The organism is Psychromonas algicola (genome assembly GCF_004378355.1).
GTDB lineage: Bacteria > Pseudomonadota > Gammaproteobacteria > Enterobacterales > Psychromonadaceae > Psychromonas.
In genome coordinates, this window is record NZ_SNUB01000007.1 from 17,767 (window position 1) to 33,723 (window position 15,957).

At 37.4% G+C, this 15,957-nt stretch carries 14 protein-coding genes; 3 read left to right on the top strand and 11 right to left on the bottom strand.

Features of this window, described 5'->3' with window-relative positions; genetic code table 11:
* Positions 1-7 precede the first annotated feature (7 nt).
* The 4 genes from rsmA to lptD are packed head-to-tail and all read right to left on the bottom strand — an operon-like array spanning position 8 to position 5,490.
* On the bottom strand, positions 8-820 hold the full coding sequence (gene rsmA / locus E2R67_RS05075) for a 16S rRNA (adenine(1518)-N(6)/adenine(1519)-N(6))-dimethyltransferase RsmA (RefSeq protein ID WP_134289843.1): 813 nt from the start codon (positions 818-820) through the stop codon (positions 8-10).
* Between the two features lie 2 nt (positions 821-822).
* On the bottom strand, positions 823-1,818 hold the full coding sequence (pdxA, locus tag E2R67_RS05080; protein ID WP_134289844.1) for a 4-hydroxythreonine-4-phosphate dehydrogenase PdxA: 996 nt from the start codon (positions 1,816-1,818) through the stop codon (positions 823-825).
* Positions 1,818-3,128 (bottom strand): peptidylprolyl isomerase SurA, encoded by a 1,311-nt coding sequence (surA, locus tag E2R67_RS05085; protein WP_134289845.1) that lies wholly within the window; start codon positions 3,126-3,128, stop codon positions 1,818-1,820. The genes pdxA and surA overlap by 1 nt, the downstream gene beginning before the upstream one ends.
* Before the next feature lie 10 nt (positions 3,129-3,138).
* Positions 3,139-5,490, bottom strand: coding sequence for an LPS assembly protein LptD (lptD, locus tag E2R67_RS05090; protein ID WP_134289846.1), 2,352 nt, complete (start codon positions 5,488-5,490; stop codon positions 3,139-3,141).
* 216 nt (positions 5,491-5,706) lie between these two features.
* Here lptD and djlA point away from each other — a divergent pair, with 216 nt between their 5' ends.
* The 3 genes from djlA (at position 5,707) to dapD (ending at position 8,280) form a co-directional block, all read left to right on the top strand.
* A complete protein-coding gene (gene djlA / locus E2R67_RS05095; RefSeq protein ID WP_134289847.1) occupies positions 5,707-6,522 on the top strand; it encodes a co-chaperone DjlA in 816 nt (271 codons plus the stop codon).
* Positions 6,523-6,524: 2 nt separating this feature from the next.
* The gene (locus E2R67_RS05100; RefSeq protein ID WP_134289848.1) at positions 6,525-7,058 is read left to right on the top strand and encodes a DUF2937 family protein; all 534 of its coding nucleotides are present in this window, start codon (positions 6,525-6,527) and stop codon (positions 7,056-7,058) included.
* 193 nt (positions 7,059-7,251) lie between these two features.
* Entirely contained in the window at positions 7,252-8,280 is a 1,029-nt protein-coding gene (gene dapD / locus E2R67_RS05105) for a 2,3,4,5-tetrahydropyridine-2,6-dicarboxylate N-succinyltransferase (RefSeq protein ID WP_134289849.1), read from the top strand.
* A gap of 85 nt (positions 8,281-8,365) precedes the next feature.
* Here the strand turns inward: dapD and E2R67_RS05110 are convergent, their stop codons facing one another.
* Genes E2R67_RS05110 through E2R67_RS05140 form a run of 7 tightly spaced genes read right to left on the bottom strand, consistent with a single transcriptional unit; the run spans position 8,366 to position 15,671 of the window.
* The gene (locus E2R67_RS05110; protein ID WP_134289850.1) at positions 8,366-8,935 is read right to left on the bottom strand and encodes a septation protein A; all 570 of its coding nucleotides are present in this window, start codon (positions 8,933-8,935) and stop codon (positions 8,366-8,368) included.
* Positions 8,936-8,963: 28 nt separating this feature from the next.
* A complete protein-coding gene (gene trpA / locus E2R67_RS05115) occupies positions 8,964-9,788 on the bottom strand; it encodes a tryptophan synthase subunit alpha (RefSeq protein ID WP_134289851.1) in 825 nt (274 codons plus the stop codon).
* Complete coding sequence (trpB, locus tag E2R67_RS05120) at positions 9,788-10,975, bottom strand: tryptophan synthase subunit beta (protein WP_134289852.1); 1,188 nt, start codon at positions 10,973-10,975, stop codon at positions 9,788-9,790. The genes trpA and trpB overlap by 1 nt, the downstream gene beginning before the upstream one ends.
* A gap of 35 nt (positions 10,976-11,010) precedes the next feature.
* Positions 11,011-12,426: a bifunctional indole-3-glycerol-phosphate synthase TrpC/phosphoribosylanthranilate isomerase TrpF gene (gene trpCF, locus E2R67_RS05125; protein ID WP_134289853.1), complete on the bottom strand. Its 1,416-nt coding sequence runs from the start codon at positions 12,424-12,426 to the stop codon at positions 11,011-11,013.
* The gene (trpD, locus tag E2R67_RS05130; protein WP_134289854.1) at positions 12,419-13,441 is read right to left on the bottom strand and encodes an anthranilate phosphoribosyltransferase; all 1,023 of its coding nucleotides are present in this window, start codon (positions 13,439-13,441) and stop codon (positions 12,419-12,421) included. Before trpD ends, trpCF begins: the two co-directional genes overlap by 8 nt.
* Complete coding sequence (locus E2R67_RS05135) at positions 13,442-14,062, bottom strand: anthranilate synthase component II (RefSeq protein WP_134289855.1); 621 nt, start codon at positions 14,060-14,062, stop codon at positions 13,442-13,444.
* A 4-nt stretch (positions 14,063-14,066) separates the two neighbouring features.
* Positions 14,067-15,671 (bottom strand): anthranilate synthase component 1, encoded by a 1,605-nt coding sequence (locus E2R67_RS05140; RefSeq protein ID WP_134289856.1) that lies wholly within the window; start codon positions 15,669-15,671, stop codon positions 14,067-14,069.
* Between the last annotated feature and the right edge of the window lie 286 nt (positions 15,672-15,957).

Consider the following 15,957-nt stretch of genomic DNA (forward strand, 5'->3'; position numbering starts at 1 on the left):
TATTTAGTTAAGCTTCTTGTTGACGGTCGTAAACGTAGTTCGCCACACGCACGTACTCTTCAACTGAAATATTTTCTGCTCGTTTACCGATATCGATATCAAGCGTTGCTAATTCTTCTGCTGTTAATAATTCGCGCCATCCATTACGGATTGTTTTACGACGCTGATTAAAAGCCATTGAACAAACTTGATTTAATACTTTAAGGCTTTTCGCCACAAAAGGAGGGGTATCGTAAGGCTCTAATCGAACCACTGCGGATTCCACTTTAGGTGCAGGTATAAAGGCCGTTGGTGGCACTTCTAATACCGGAATTACATTACAGTAATATTGTGCCATCACACTTAAGCGACCATAGGCTTTGCAATTTGGTCCCGCACATAATCGGTTAACGACTTCTTTTTGAAGCATAAAGTGCATGTCAGAAATTTTGTCTGCAAATTCGAATAAATGAAACATAAGCGGTGTAGAAATGTTGTAAGGTAGGTTACCAAATACACGTAGCTGTTTGTCACCTTGAACTAATTGTCCAAAATCGAAGCGCATTGCATCGGCTTGAGTTATTTTTAGTTTATCGCGTAAAGTGGGGTGCTGCTCTAAACGCTCTGCTAAGTCGCGGTCAAGCTCAACAACATTTAAACAATTTACTTTTGCAGCAACAGGCTCTGTTAATGCGCCTAAACCAGGGCCAATTTCTACTATATTATCTTCTGCTTGTGGTGCAATCGCTGCAACAATTGAGTCAATGATATAATCATCGTGTAAAAAGTTTTGTCCAAAGCGTTTACGGGCAGTATGGCCTAAGTGAGTTTTGTCGTTCATTTTTAATTAACCTTGTTGATGTTACTTTGGACCATAGTAATAGCCTCGTTGACTGCGCAGTGTAAACTACTTGAGTCTGCTTTTCCTGTTCCTGCTAAATCTAATGCGGTACCGTGGTCAACCGATGTTCGGATAAAGGATAAACCAAGTGTGATGTTAACCGACTTGCCAAAGCCTTTGTATTTTAAAACAGGTAAACCTTGGTCATGGTACATAGCTAAAACTGCATCAGCTTGCTGTAAATATTTATCTTGAAATAATGTATCTGCTGGTAATGGGCCCACTAAGTTAATGCCGCGCGATCGAAGTTTATCAAGTGTGGGTTCAATTACTTCAATCTCTTCTCTACCCATATGACCACCTTCACCTGCATGCGGGTTTAAACCACAAACATAGATGGTAGGCTGGTCAATTGCATATTTTGCAATTAATTCAGCATTAAGGATCGTGATGATATCAGTTAACAAGGGTTCTGTGATTGCTTTTGGCACGGCTGATAGCGGTAAATGTGTGGTCGCAAGAGCAACACGCAACCCAGTGGTCGCTAACATCATGACCACTAAATCTACATCAGCTTGTTCTGCAAAAAACTCTGTATGTCCGCTAAATGCAACGCCTGCATCGTTAATTACACCTTTATGAACAGGAGCGGTAACAACTGCTGCAAATTCACCATTTAAACAGCCTTGGCTAGCAAATCGTAATGTTTCTAATACATATTCGCCATTGCTTTTGTTTAGTGTACCAGCTTCGACATTAACGGCCGTTGGAATATGGGCAACGGTGAGTTGTCCAATTTTTTGACTTTGTTTTTTATTAGCAAAGTCATATTGAATAAAGTCTAATTTTTTATTCAGTTTAGCCGCACGTTCTCTTAATACAGTTAAATCTGCACATATAATTAATTCTACAGGCCAGATTTGATCTGCAAGTTCTAATATTAAATCTGGACCAATCCCACTTGGTTCGCCCGCTGTAACAACAATACGAGGTAACATTATTCTTCCTCAAAAATATATTCAGGATTATTAATTTTAATATAAGCCTGCTGGCGAATTTCATTGATCCAAGCAGCGGCTTCTGAAGGAAAACGTTGACCAAATAAAATATTATATGCTTTTTGTTTGGTAACTTGTTTTGTTACATCTGATTTTCGTTTTTCTAATACTTCTAGGATATGCCATCCATGTGTAGTTCGAAATGGCTGACTGATTTCGCCAATTGACTGAGATAAAGCAGCATCTCGGAATTCTGGTACATATACCTTCGGATCAGCCCAGCCTAGAACACCGCCTTTGACTGCCGAACCTGGGTCTTGAGAGTATTCTTTGGCAACATCAGCAAAACTTTTTTTCCCAGAAACTATGTCTTTACGCAAAGAGGCTAGTAACTGTTTCGCTTTTTCATCACTTAAAATAACATTTGGTTTAATTAAAATGTGGCGAGCGTTAACTTCCTCATTCATAACACTTTGCTTGCCTTTAGTGTCTAGTATCTTAATGATATGAACACCTCTTCCAGAACGAAATGGACCGATAATATCGCCTTTTTTATTATCATCATTAATTTTTTCAGCAAACAAACTCGGCATGGTCTCAAGTTTACGCCAGCCCCAGTCTCCACCTTCTTTGGCTTTAGGGCCGTCTGAATTTTGGATTGCTAGCTTTTTGATATCAGCACCACTTTGAATTTCTTTAACTAATTTTTGTGCCTTTTGGTCTATTGCTAATTTCTTTTCTGGAGAGTCTTTAGCGGCAACTTGAAGCATGATATGGGCAAAGTTAAATTCTGCTTTTTGTTGACCTTGTTGATTTATTAAGTCAACCATTTGTTCAACTTCTTGATCTGAAAGCTTAATTCGTTTGCGAACTTCTATTTGACGAATATCATTAATAGTTAATTCATCACGAATATTATCAACATAGGCATTATAATTAATCCCTGACTTTTCTAAATCAAGACGTAGCTGTGCTAATGTTTTATTTTGTTTCTTAGCAATGCTTTCTATTGTTTGATTAACTTGTACATCATTGATGCGTAAACCTATTGCTTCTGCAACTTGAAGTTGTAATTTATCATTGATTAATTTATCTAAGATTTGTTTATCAAAGTCAGCAGGGATCGGTTGATTATTTTCTTTATAGCGATTTGTTATTTCTTGCTTCATGTTGACCATGTCACTGTGTAAAATTAATTCTTTATTCACTACTGCTTCAATATTATCTAATTGTATTTGTGCTGCGGTTGTCGTTTGTGACATGACACTGCACAAGATCATCGTGCCTAAAAGTCGTTTTGCTAATTTCATTTTTTACTCATCACTTTAAATAAAATGGGCGACCGTAGTCGAATAAACCTTCGTCACCATCAGCGACGTCTGTACCACCTAACCCTGTTAACTCAAAGGTTATTCCATAGCTTGTTTCTGTTTCAAGTGTGCTTTCTAAGTCATCTTCTTCGTCGTAATAAGAAAGCATGTGTTGGTCATAAGTCAAACTAATGGACCAACAACAAGATTGATATTTTAATCCCACAATACTCTCAAAGGTATTGTCAACATTAAGGTCATAGTAATAACTTGCAAAAGTACTCCATTGACTACTAATTGACCAATTTAATTTGCCGCCAACTTGGTTAATGATTTCATCCCAATCGGCATCATCGGATTCTTTGTAATAACGGTAACTTGCTTGCAGATAGGTATTGTTAGCCCAGCGTTTTTCAACCGTGGTATTAGCTCGTTCAATGACTTTGTCATTACTATCCCACTCAACTCCTGCATGTAAGAAGTAGTCATTCTCAAAGTTGATATCAAACTCACCGATCATTGATGATCGGCTTACTTCATCTTCATCACTGCTATCATCTTCATCTAAAGTAACCTTTGACTCTTCAAAGTAATAGTTTTGACCCACTGCAAAGCGTAATTTCTCTTTACCTTGATTGTTGATAAAACTACTAGACAGCCCAAAGGTTATTTGGTTCGCATCTGCTATTCGGTCATATCCTGAATATCGATTGTCACGAAAAAGCCCATAATAATCGCTTTCCAACGTTGTTGTGTCGTATAAACCAATGTTAGATTGATCTTCATAAGGCACATATAAATATTGCATCTGTGGCACTAACGTTTGACGGTAATTTTTATCAAATAAAGTGAAGTCGCGTTCTAGATTTATGCCCGAATGAATTTTAAAAGAAGGGATATACCTTGTGGCAGTTTCGTCATATTCATCATAGGTGTCGGTTGTGCCTAAATCTTGTTGATAAAGGCTTAGCATATATTTTAATTCAGTATTAATAAATAAAGAATCATAGTAAAGAGGCAATACAATTTTAGGCTCTGCATGCACACGAGTACCTGTGTAAACGTCGTCATCATTATGAGAAAATTTAGTGACTTCTGAATACCATTCAAATTGTAGACTTCTCCAGTCCAATGGTTGGTATGCATTTAATGATACTTTTGGAAGCACAATATAGGAATCTTCGTCTTCATCTAGTACTTGGAAATCACGTACTTCTACTGAGCTATTCCAATTCATTGAGGTATAGCTTAACTCCGCGGTTTGTAATAATTGGCCGTCACTCTGGGTTCCATAGTCTGTTTCGATATCATTAAAGTAATCTTCGTCGCTGACTCTTGTGTATTCAGCATTGAAGTTCCAATTTTTAGCAAAAGTAATATTATGATTTAAATGTAGTAAGTAACGAGTATTTTCTTCTTCATCATCGTCTTCATTAAGTTTATCGGTACCCAGATATTCTGTCGCAATTTTTCCTGAACCTATATCAAATAAATAACGATATTCATTTTTCAACAATAATCCTCTATCTGCCATATATGTTGGGGTGAAAGTCATATCTTGATTCGTGGTTAGATTGATATATAAGGGCTGAGCAACAGTAATACCATTAATCGATGAGTTTTCATAAGTTGGAAATAAAAGCCCCGTTTTACGTTTATCTGTCAGAGGGTAATTTATGTAAGGAAAATAAAAGACAGGAATCCCTTTTATTTTTAATACTGCATTATAAGCACTGCCGACTTCTGATGCATTATCAATATACATAGTTGAAGATTCAATACTCCAAGTCGTATCTTGCGGTGGGCAGGCTGTATAAGATGATGAATTAAACTCATAAAGGTTTTGCCCATTATCATAAATTAAATCAGCATCACCTCGTCCACCTTGACCATGGAATTGGTATTCAGTCTTAAATAATGAAGATTCATCGGTTTTTAAGTTAGTTTTAATTTGATCTGCGGTTAAAGTGATTTCACCATCTACAAAGCGAACATTACCCGCAGCATAAGCTTGTTCTGCCGAACGGCTATAAGATAACGTGTCTGATGTTAAGGTTTTGTCACCTTGTACTAGATTAACATTGCCTTGATAAAATATATCGCCAGCAAAACCTGTTAAGGTATCAGCGCTAATATCGACAGGTATTTGGTTTCTGTCTAATTTATTATTACTTTTGATACGAGGTGGGACGTTCTGATAGCATTGTTGGAAGAAAGCATCTACTTTACGTAGTGCTGAATTCTCTTTTAGACTCATCTGAGTATCAACATCATCTTGAGTAACAGAATCATTAGTTTCGCTTTGCTCTGCAGCGTGAGCAATAGGGGATAACATGAATAATAAAGGGATATATTTTAACATTAATAACTCACAACAAGTGCCTAGAAATAAATGAAAACGCTAAGCAAAAAACAATATAACTGTATATAATAAAGCAAAATTTTGCTTGCTCCAATCTTTGATTGACGATAAAGGGGCTATTTTTGTTATTTACTACAAATAATTGGTAAATAGTTACATAGTTAGTCAAAATAATGAATTCATTTGATACTTTTGGTTTAAAGGCTGTTAATAATTATGCATATATTGGGAAAACTATTAGGTGGGTTCTTTGGTTTCATGTTTGGGCATTTCTTTGGGCTTATTTTTGGGGTTTGGTTAGGGCATCGTTTTGATGTTGCCTTAGGCCGTAACTTTACTCTTCAGGATGGTATTTTAAACGGGCGCTCAAATAGCTTTGATAAACAGAAGGTGTTTTTTGAAACTGCTTTTTCAGTTATGGGGCATGTTGCTAAATCAAAAGGGCAAGTGACTAGCCATGATATCCAAATCGCCAGTGCGTATATGGATCAGATGAATTTACATGGTGAAGCTCGTACTCAAGCGCAAACAGCTTTTACCGAAGGAAAAAGCCCATCCTTTGCATTGATAGAAACATTACAAGAATTTATGCGTGTATTACATGGTGAACGCAATGTATTGCAAATGTTTCTAGCCATTCAAGTGCAAATGGCCTTTGCTGATGGGCAAATCGAAGCAAAAGAAAAAGCGATCCTTTACATTATTGCTGAAACATTAGGATCATCTCGCTTTGAATTAGATCGGTTAATTCAAATGATGGAAGGGCAGCAACATTTCAATCAAAGTCATAATGGTAGCCAACGAGCTAGCACTTCATCTGACAAAGCTGATGCGTATAAAATATTAGGTGTTGATAGCAGTGCAAGTGATAAAGAGATTAAACGTGCTTATCGTAAATTGATGAGTCAAAATCACCCTGATAAATTAGCATCAAAAGGATTACCTGAACAAATGATGCAATTAGCGAAAGAAAAAGCACAAGATATCCAAAAAGCCTATGAATTATTACGTAGTGATAGAGGATTTAAATAATTATGTTAGCCATGATAAAGCGTTACTGTTTACAAATACTCTTTGCGCTAAGTGTTTTGTTTGGATTGCAATTACCACACTTTTTACAGCAATATGAATTACGTTTACAGGGGCACTTTGTCGAAGCTAATTTGCAACTTTCACAATATCAATTACTTGCAGATGTGCATTTTGATGGTGATTTAGATGCTTTAATTAACCAACATAAAATCAGCCATCTTGCATTGTTTCAAGATGAAGCTTCTATTATTGAAGACACATACTTACGTGTGCAGTATTTACAGAAAAAAATCAATAATATGAATAAGCCTATTTGGTACCGTTTGGGATTATTGGTTAAAGAAGTGGGGCAACCTATCTTTATTGACACTTGGCGTGATTACCGTGCGAATATTGTATTGAATCAAGAATCAATTATAGTTGGATTGGCAGTGGCTATCTTATTTATGCTGCTGCTTGAATTTTTTCTATTTTTAGTAAAGCATTTTACTGGATTTATTTTTTCTTCTTTTAAAAATAAATTTTCTGCATCATAACCTCTAAGTATGCCAAATACTTGATTAAATAAGTCTCTGAGCATAGAACAAGATCAATAATATAGATTATCCGTTTTTATTACATATAATTTTGCATCTCTGTTGAGGCTTCTTTATTATTGTCCTCTATTACCTTATTTCATTTATATTATGGTGTTTACACCAAATAAACTTTTAAACTGGAGCTTTATACATGTCTACATTTTCTCTTGCTTTTGGTACTGCGACTAAAAACCGTGACCAAAAAATCATCGAAGCATTTTTCCCAAATCCAATTCTAAATCCAAGTGATGATTTAGTGGCAACAGTAGGTGCTATTGCTGGTTATAAAGAAGGTAATCAAGTTATTGAAATTATGCCAGCTATCGCTGAACAATTAGCCGCTGCTTTTAATGGTGAAAATGAGACTGATAATGCAGATTTTGCCGTTGCAGCCGCTAAATCAAAACAACCGCTAGTATTAGTTATTCTAGCAACAGATGAAGCGCCACAAAGCGTAGCTGAAGGTTACTTAAAACTACAACTTATTTCACATCGTCTAGTTAAACCACATGGTGTAGTTTTAGATGGGATCTTTGGTTTATTACATAACATCGCCTGGACTAATAAAGGTCCAATTGATTTACCAGAATTAAAAGAACGTCAAATGAAAGCACGTTTAAAAGGTAAAACGATTATTGTCGACTGTGTTGATAAATTCCCTAAAATGGTTGATTACGTGGTTCCAGCAGGCGTACGTATTGCTGATACATCACGCGTACGTTTAGGTGCTCACGTTGGCGAAGGCACTACAGTTATGCATGAAGGTTTCATTAACTTCAATGCTGGTACAACAGGCGTTAGCATGGTTGAAGGTCGAATTTCTGCTGGTGTAATGGTTGGTGAAGGTAGTGATATTGGTGGTGGAGCTTCTATTATGGGGACTCTTTCTGGTGGCGGTAAAATGGTCGTGGCTATTGGTGAGAACAGTTTATTAGGTGCTAACGCGGGTCTAGGTTTCCCATTAGGTAATCGTTGTACTATCGAATCTGGTTTATATGTAACAGCGGGCTCTAAAGTTAAAATGTTAGACAAAGAAGGCAAAGAAGCTGGCTCTGTTAAAGCACGCGATTTAGCGAATAAAGATGATTTATTATTCCGCCGTAATTCAGTAACAGGTCAAATCGAATGTTTAGTGAATAAAAGTGCTGTTGAATTAAATAGTATGTTGCATTCTAACTAGTCTATTGAGAAAATTAAAAAGGCGACTGTATGTTACATACAGTCGCCTTTTTGTTACTTCGTCTCTTTTAAACGCCTACTTTTAGTTATTTATCTGACTCTTGTTCTGCTTTTTCTTTATTTTTATCTGAAGCCGGTAAATACTTATAAATGTAAACACCACTTAAAAGCGTAAATACCAGTGTCGCACCTAATAAACCAAATACTTTAAAGTTAACCCAAATTTCTTGCGGCAAGTTAAATGCAACATAAACATTTAATATACTTAGCACGATAAAGAAAAGTGCCCAAGCTACGTTTAAATTATTCCAAACAGCGTCAGGTAGCGCTAATTCTTTACCTAGCATTTGTTTGATAATTGGCTTTTTAAAGAGTAGCTGACTGACTAATAAAGCGATAGCAAATAAAGCATAGATAAAGGTTACTTTCCATTTGATGAAAGCATCGTCATGCAAAATAAGTGTTAATGAACCAAATACAAAAACCATCACGAAGGTTATAACCTGCATTTTTTCTGCTTTACCGTTTTTGAAGTAACTATAAGCGAGCACTAGCCCTGTTGTTATAATTAACGATCCCGTTGCTGCATAAATATCAACCATTTTATAAATGGCGAAAAAAATGATTAATGGAATAAAATCAAGCAATTGTTTCATAAAACTCTCTTATTTTAAGTGGAATAATTTATTTTAATGTCGCAGCTTTCATTGAGCTAATAAATTCAAACATTTCTGTTTTCATTTTTTCTGGATCTGCAAGATTACGTTCAATAACTTTAACTACTGCAGACCCAGATATCGCACCCGCTGCGCCTGACTTGATGGCTTCAGCGACTTGTTCTGGTTGCGAAATACCAAATCCAAGCAATGATGGTGGTGCATTATACTGGTTTAATGTTTCAAGCATATGTTCGACAGGCATACCTGCTTTGGCATCAGCGCCTGTCACACCTGCACGGCTTAATAGGTAAGTATAACCTTGCCCGTATTCAGCAACTTGCTGAAGCGTCGCTTTATCACCGTTTGGCGGAGCAATAAAGATTTGTTGTAAACCAAATTTCTCAGCGGCGGCACGATAAGGTTCACTTTCATGCAAAGGTACATCTGCAATCAAGATAGAGTCCACACCGGCTTTTTTACAACGTTGGTAAAAACTTTCAATGCCATTACGGTAAACTAAATTTACATACAATAGTAAACCAATTGGTATTTGTGGGTGATTAGCTCGAACTTCTTTGATGATATCAAAACATACTTCGGGTGTGGTGCCTGCTTCTAGAGCTCGGATTGATGCATCTTGGATGACAGTTCCATCGGCAACAGGGTCTGAAAATGGAATACCTAGTTCTAGCGCATCTGCGCCTGCTTCAACAAGCGTGTTGATGATTGCTAATGATTGTTCTTTATTTGGGTCACCGACTGTGACAAAAGGAACAAAGGCACCTTGATTTTTTGCTGCTAAGCGATCAAATAATTCAGTATATCGTTGTGTTTGTAGATCATCAGCCATTAGATCATTCCTCTTTTTTCAAAAATATCAGCAACGGTGAAAATATCTTTATCGCCACGACCCGATAGGTTAACGATAATAACTTGTTCTTTATCATCTGCTTCGATGATTTTTAAAGCATGCGCTAAAGCATGTGAAGATTCTAGTGCCGGAATGATACCTTCCTGTTCCGCTAGTGCTTTAAATGCCATTAACGCTTCATCATCAGTTGCGTTCACGTATTGTGCTCGGCCTGTTTTAGCTAAGTGAGCATGTTGAGGGCCAACAGACGGGAAATCAAGACCCGCTGAAATAGAATAAGATTCTTGGATTTGACCTTGTTCATCTTGCATCATTAATGATTTCATTCCAAAGAAGATACCATCAGTACCACAAGCAATAGGGCAACCATGCTCACCCGTTTCAATGCCATGTCCACCTGGTTCAACACCAATTAATTCAACGCTTTCATCATCAATAAAGTCAGAGAAAATACCAATAGCATTAGAGCCACCGCCAACACAAGCAATCACTTTATTAGGTAAAATACCTTCTTTACGCAAGCACTGTTGTTTAGCTTCTTCACCAATAATCTTTTGGTATTCACGCACAATAGTAGGGAAAGGATGTGGCCCTGCAGCAGTACCTAATAAATAATGCGAAGTATCATAACTACCAGCCCAATCGCGTAATGCTTCATTACATGCATCTTTTAAGGTTGAAGAGCCTGACGTAACAGGGATAACTTCTGCACCCATTAAACGCATTCTGAACATATTGGGTTTTTGGCGTTCACAATCCACTGCGCCCATATATACACGACACTTAAGACCTAATAATGCACAAGCTAGCGCGGTTGCTACACCGTGTTGACCGGCGCCTGTTTCTGCAATGATTTCAGTTTTACCCATACGTTTAGCCAGTAGAGCTTGACCTAACACTTGGTTAGTTTTGTGCGCGCCACCGTGTAATAAGTCTTCACGTTTTAAATAAAGTTTAGTTTTTTTACCTTTAGTTAAATTACGGCATAATGTTAACGGAGTAGGGCGTCCCGCATACTCGGTTAATAATTCACTAAATTCGGCTTGGAATTCAGGATCTGATTGTGCTTTTAAAAATTCAGCTTCAAGTTGTTTAAGCGCTGGGACTAATATTTGCGGTACATACATACCGCCGAAATCACCAAAATAAGCATCTAACGTTTTCATGTTTTATTACCTTTTAATACGATTGTCGCTGTTAACTATCTTGTCATATAGCGACGAATAGCTGCAAAACTGCGATTTAATTTATCTGCGTCTTTTTTACCAGGTTCAGACTCAACGCCGGAATTAAAATCTAACCCGGCACAGCCGATTAAAGCAGCTTGTTGGGCATTGTCAGGGTTAAGACCGCCTGCTAATAATATTGTATTTTTGTCTATTGTTGCTGTTTGAGTATTATCTAACAAAGTCCAATCAAAGCTTTTTCCTGTGCCGCCACTTTGATCGCCGACACGCGTATCAAGGACATGTTTACTCACATTATATTTTTCAAAATCCGGTAAGAATTCACTGATACCATGCGCTTTCCACACTTCACAACTTTTAGGTAATACAGCTAATAGTTGCTTAATATATTTAGGTGTTTCATCGCCATGTAATTGCACCGCGCTAAGACCTAAACTTTTTGCCGTGTAAGCCACTAATTCAACGTCTTCATTTTGGAAAACACCAACATAATTAAGTGGCGCACCAGACATCACTAAGCGAGCTTGCTCAAGTGCGACAAAGCGAGGAGATTTTTCAACAAAAATAAGGCCGCCGTAAATGGCACCTGCTTTATGAGCATCAGCCGCATCACGAGCATGAGTTAAACCGCAAACTTTGTTTTCACCTAAAATAAGTTTTCTACAAGCTTGGTCGATATTAGGTTGTGACATCAGTGAACTGCCCACTAGAAAACCATTAGCAAATTGACTTAATTCTTTCACTTGTTGATGGTTATAAATACCGGATTCAGAAATGACAATTCTATCTTCAGGCATCTTGACTGCCAGTTGTTTAGTACGATTTAAATCGATACTAAGATCACGTAAGTCTCTATTATTAATGCCTATTACCTTTGCGTTTAAAGCGATAGCACGTACCAACTCATGTTCATTACTGACTTCCGTTAATACACCCATATTTAAGCTGTGCGCAGTATCACGATAAGCTTGGTAAGCATCGTCATCTAATACTGAAAGCATTAATAAAATAGCATCAGCTTTATAGTGACGAGCTAAATAAATTTGGTATGGGTCAACAATAAAGTCTTTGCAGATAACTGGTTGTGTCACTTGCTCACGCACTTTATTGATATACTCAAAATCACCTTGAAAGTATTTTTCATCGGTTAACACAGAAATCGCTGATGCGTAGTTTTTATAAACACCTGCAATTAAATCCAAATCAAAGTCTTCTCGGATCAGGCCCTTCGATGGTGAAGCTTTTTTACATTCTAAAATAAAAACGCTTTGTTCTTGATCTAGGGCTTGATAAAAGTGACGATCACTTTCTACTAAATCATCTTTAAACTTAATTAAAGGTTGTTGCTGTTTTCTTTGTTCAACCCAGATTAATTTGTCATCAACAATCTTGCCTAAAATAGTATCTTGTAAACTTTGGTCATTAAGCATTGCTTTGCTCCGCAAGTTGTTTGAGTAATGTAAGAGGCTGCCCTGATTGCATGCTTTCCAATGCCATGGTTGTGCCTTGTTTAAAGTTATCTGCTTTACCATTTAAAACTAATAAAGCTGAAACATTAATAGCAACAGCCGCTTGTTGAGCTGGCGTGCCCTTACCTTGTAATATTTGTTCGATAATGATTTTATTTTCTTCTGGTGTGCCACCAAAAATACTTTCTACTGGGTGATGCTCTACACCAAAATCATCGGGTGTTAATGTATATTCTTTGATTTCACCATTGTGTAATTCAGCGACTTGAGTGCTTCCGTGTAAAGCCACTTCATCTAAACCGCTACCAAACACCACCATAACGCGTTTCATTCCTAATTGTTGGTGTACTTTTGCAATAGGTACCAAGAGTTCAGGTGCGTATACACCCATTAATTCAAAGTCTGGACGTGCTGGGTTCACTAATGGGCCTAAGACATTAAAGATCGAACGTGTTTTTAATGCCGCGCGTACAGGACCCGCAAAGCGCATTCCTGCATGGTAACTTGGTGCAAAAATGAAACACACGTTTAAATTATCTAGACATTGACGCGCTGTTTCAGGTGACATTTCTAGGTTAATTCCAAAGGTTGCCAATAAATCAGAAGACCCCGATTTACTTGAAACACTGCGGCTACCGTGTTTACAAACCTTAACACCACAAGCTGCGGCAACAAATGCACTGGCTGTAGAGATATTAATGGTCCCTAAACCATCACCGCCTGTTCCTACAATATCAGTAAATGGGTAATCGGGACGCGGAAAGGCTTTTGCTTGTGCTAATAGGGCCTTAGCGGCACCGGTTATTTCTGTTGGCGTTTCACCTTTAATCTTCAGAGCAGTTAAAGCTGATGATAAAACAATAGGATCAACTTCACCCAATACCACTTGTTCAAAAAATGCTTGGCTTTGCTGCTCTGTTAAAGAGTCGCCTAAATACAGTTGTTCTAGGATAGGGTGTACATTGTATTCGCTCATTTAATTTTTCTCCGAGGCAGTCAATAAATTGAGGCTGTTTTCTAAAAGCTGGGCACCTTCACAGGTTAATATAGATTCAGGGTGAAATTGAAAACCGATCACCTTATCTTGTTCCTGATAAATAGACATACACATACCTTTGTATTGTGCCACAATTTCAAGCGATTGAGGGACTGATGTGCCTACTAATGAATGATAACGAGCCACTGACAGTGGTTGTGATAATCCTGCAAACATTTTATCTGCACAGTGTTCAATCAGTGATGATTTACCGTGTTGTATTTCATCGGCTTGACCAACCACGCCGCCATACTGTTCAATTAAGGCTTGATGACCTAAACATATCCCTAAGATAGGAATCGTTCCTTTACATAAACCAATCAGTTCAATCATACATCCCGCTGCACTTGGCGTGCCAGGGCCTGGTGAAAGCACTAAAACTACGTCACCTTTGCAATGATCAATATGCGATTTTATTTGCTCTGCACTTTGGTTATTACGGTAAATTTTTACTGGATAACCTGCTGTTTTAAATTGATCCACTAAATTATAAGTAAATGAATCAAAGTTATCTAAGAAGAATAAGGTTGTTTTTTTACGGCTAGTTTGAATTGTTTGCATCGTCTTATGCTCCTTGCTTAGTCTTGGGCATAACCGCCGCTAACGTTGAACCATGTGCAAGCGCAATGGCATTTAAAACGGCTGAGGCTTTACTGCGTGTTTCATCCGCTTCTAGTTGCGGTACTGAATCATAAACAACACCTGCACCTGCTTGTGCTTGTGCGATGCCATCTTTCACAAAAGCAGAACGAATAACAATGCAGCTATCCATATCACCATTACCATTGATATAGCCTACGGCTCCACCATAACTTCCGCGACGTTTTTTCTCGACTCGTCTGACTAAGTTAGAAGCGCTAATTTTAGGTGCACCCACTAAGGTTCCCATATTCATACAAGCTTGATAAGCATGTAATGCGTCTAAATCGGCACGAAGTTTACCCACAACGCGAGACACCAAATGCATCACGTGACTATAACGGTCAACTTGTAATAATTCAGCTACATGGCGTGTTCCGGGTTCACTAATACGTGCAACATCATTACGTGCTAAATCAACGAGCATTAAATGTTCAGACGTTTCTTTTTTATCTAAACGTAACTCTAATTCTAAACGGCCATCGAGATCTTTATTAATTGTGCCATCTGGGTTAAACCCACGTCGACGTGTACCTGCAATCGGGTAAATCTCAACATCGCGAGTCGATTGTGTAAATTTGATTGCGCTTTCAGGCGATGCACCAAATAAAATAAAGTCACTGTCTTTTAAATAAAACATATAAGGACTTGGATTGGTTTCTTTTAGCTTTTGATATGCTGAAATAGGATCTGGACAAGGTAAAGCAAAACTACGTGAAGGAACAACTTGGAAAATGTCGCCTTTAACAATGTTGGTTTTTAATTGCTCTACTATTTCGCAATAATCTGGGTCTGAAACATCGACAGTCACTTTTGCATCAATTGTAATTTGTTGATTGACTGGTGTAGTGAAGTTTTCACAGAAGCTTTGTAACTCAGTAATACGTTTTGCGATACGCACTTCATTTTCATCTGAATATAACCCACCAAATACACTGCCTAAAATATGGCCTTCTTGAGTTTGATGATCATGTAGCATTAAGGTTTCAGCAACATAAAATACATAATCAGGTGTTGTGTTTTCGCTATCAGGCACATCCATTAATTGTTCAAAAGTCGCAATAAAATCGTAAGCAAATACGCCACCTAAAAATAAAGCTTGTGGATGTGATGAACGTTTTTTAATGCGATCAACGATACAGCGAATAGCGTCCATTGGAGAGGCTGACTTTAAACGCTGATCTTCATCGCCACTGGTATCTGATTGAGGGAAACTTAGTTGTAATTTATTTGGTCGTTGCGCTGTAATTAATTGAGTTGAAAATTTGGGGGTGATAAAAGTCAGTAAATCTTTACCATTGTCGGTTAGGGCATCAAGTGTTACCACTAAACCTTTACAAGTTATCTTCAAACAAGCATCAACGAGTATAAGACTTTTTAAATGCTCTTTGCTTTCTATTTCTGCCGAGTCAAATAATAAATGGTTATTGCTGTCTTCACTGATTTTTTGAAATAGCCCTAATGAATCTTGAATATAACTGCAGGGTGTTTCAATGGTTTTTAATACGCCGATAGGGTGTAAAGTATTCATGTTTAATTCCTTAATAATAAATTTGCAAATAGTCGTTTTAAATTATTTTATTTGCCATCGCCAATTAAGGATTGTGTTAAAAATTATCATTGTACTGTGCCTGTTTTACTTTTGTTTGTTCCAAATATGAAAAAAGCCCGCAAGATGCGAGCTTTAAAATTGGTTTTATTGGGATATAGATATACAAAAACCTCATTGCTCGCTTATGAGAATGAGTGCCACCAAGAATCTTTAAGAGTAATTGTATTAAAAATCATATATTATGCGTCCCGTAATAATTAGAAGC

Coding starts and splice junctions, on each gene's coding strand:
- rsmA (WP_134289843.1), bottom strand. CDS start 820: ATGAACGACAAAACTCACTTAGGCCATACTGCCCGTAAACGCTTTGGA.
- pdxA (WP_134289844.1), bottom strand. CDS start 1,818: ATGTTACCTCGTATTGTTGTTACAGCGGGCGAACCAAGTGGGATTGGT.
- surA (WP_134289845.1), bottom strand. CDS start 3,128: ATGAAATTAGCAAAACGACTTTTAGGCACGATGATCTTGTGCAGTGTC.
- lptD (WP_134289846.1), bottom strand. CDS start 5,490: ATGTTAAAATATATCCCTTTATTATTCATGTTATCCCCTATTGCTCAC.
- djlA (WP_134289847.1), top strand. CDS start 5,707: ATGCATATATTGGGAAAACTATTAGGTGGGTTCTTTGGTTTCATGTTT.
- E2R67_RS05100 (WP_134289848.1), top strand. CDS start 6,525: ATGTTAGCCATGATAAAGCGTTACTGTTTACAAATACTCTTTGCGCTA.
- dapD (WP_134289849.1), top strand. CDS start 7,252: ATGTCTACATTTTCTCTTGCTTTTGGTACTGCGACTAAAAACCGTGAC.
- E2R67_RS05110 (WP_134289850.1), bottom strand. CDS start 8,935: ATGAAACAATTGCTTGATTTTATTCCATTAATCATTTTTTTCGCCATT.
- trpA (WP_134289851.1), bottom strand. CDS start 9,788: ATGGCTGATGATCTACAAACACAACGATATACTGAATTATTTGATCGC.
- trpB (WP_134289852.1), bottom strand. CDS start 10,975: ATGAAAACGTTAGATGCTTATTTTGGTGATTTCGGCGGTATGTATGTA.
- trpCF (WP_134289853.1), bottom strand. CDS start 12,426: ATGCTTAATGACCAAAGTTTACAAGATACTATTTTAGGCAAGATTGTT.
- trpD (WP_134289854.1), bottom strand. CDS start 13,441: ATGAGCGAATACAATGTACACCCTATCCTAGAACAACTGTATTTAGGC.
- E2R67_RS05135 (WP_134289855.1), bottom strand. CDS start 14,062: ATGCAAACAATTCAAACTAGCCGTAAAAAAACAACCTTATTCTTCTTA.
- E2R67_RS05140 (WP_134289856.1), bottom strand. CDS start 15,671: ATGAATACTTTACACCCTATCGGCGTATTAAAAACCATTGAAACACCC.